General features: G+C 72.7%; 1 protein-coding gene and 1 pseudogene. One reads left to right on the plus strand and one right to left on the minus strand.

The window, feature by feature from the left end; genetic code table 11:
* Window positions 1-320: 320 nt before the first annotated feature.
* Window positions 321-497: pseudogene (locus KBI5_RS27125) on the minus strand (MerR family transcriptional regulator); the annotation flags it as partial.
* Between the two features lie 455 nt (window positions 498-952).
* On the opposite strand from KBI5_RS27125, the gene KBI5_RS19740 reads away from it, so the two are divergent.
* Window positions 953-1144: PAS domain S-box protein (locus tag KBI5_RS19740; protein ID WP_116289968.1), on the plus strand; the 192-nt coding region annotated here is incomplete at its 3' end.

The following is a 1144-nucleotide window of genomic DNA, read 5'->3' on the forward strand; positions in this document are numbered from 1 at the left end:
GACCGCGGGGCCGGGTGGTGCGGGTCTTGGCGTCGGGGTGGGGCCGAGCGCGGGTGTGGGTGCGGCCGCCGGGCCGGGCGGCACCGGTCTCGGCGCTAGCGTGGCGCCGTCGGTTCGTCGCTGACCGGTAGGTGTCCCAGGAGGGCCCCGGCAGGCCAGGAGGGCCCCGGCCGGCCTGGAGGGGGCCGGCCGGCCTGGAGGGGGCCGGCCGGCCTGGAGGGGGCCGGCCGGCCTGGAGGGGGCCGGCCGGCCCCCGGGGTCGGGGTTCAGGCGGCGAGCCCGTGCCGTGCGTCCGCTGCCTGACAGCTGACGACCAGTTCGGCGTCGCGGGAGGCCTCCAGCAGGCCGAGTGCCACGAACCGGTGGACCAGGTCGGGATGCAGCCCGCCGCGGCTGGCGACCGTCTCCACGGTCAGCTTCCGGGCTGGTGCCAGCGGGTAACGCGGCCGGGTGGTCGACGGCGCCGTCCGCTGCCGCGACGGGAATGGAGTGGTCATCGCCGGGATCCCTTGCTCGGATCGGACTTTCTGGGGTCGGAGTTCCTCAGGTCGGAGTTCCTCGGGTCGAAGGTCCAGGTGGCCGCCAGTTCTCCGAACAGCGCCCGCTCCCGGTCGGTCGGCCTCGGCGGCACTGCCACGCTGACCTCGGCTTCCTGGTCGGCGCCCGGGATCGGCCCGGGGCGCCGCCGCCGAGAACGTGCCGCCGAGGCCGAGTGTTACGCCATCAGATGGCTTCCCGATCCACCGGCGCCTCAAAACCACCCACCTGAGCCTCAAAACCACCCGCCGGGATCCCACCAAGCCGATCAGGTCGGTCCTCCGGGAGAAGGCACGCATAAGCGGTGAACCACGGTGGCGGGTTGGCACGGGTCGGCACGGGGGGTCGGCATCTGTGCTAGGGTCCACTCCGCCTCACTTAAAGAGTCGGTCCGATTACCGATCGTGGTGATGTGGTGAAGGGTTCCTCAGACCTGGCCAGCGGTCTGTTGGAGGCGGCACCGGACGCGATCGTCGCCGTCCGGGACGACGGGGCCATCGTCCTGGTCAATACGCAGGCCGAGCGGCTGTTCGGCTACACCCGCGACGAGCTGGTCGGCCAACCGGTCGAGATCCTCATCCCGGTCGGTGTCCGCGCCGTCCATCCT

It is taken from the genome of Frankia sp. KB5 (assembly GCF_002099325.1).
Lineage (GTDB): Bacteria > Actinomycetota > Actinomycetes > Frankiales > Frankiaceae > Frankia > Frankia casuarinae.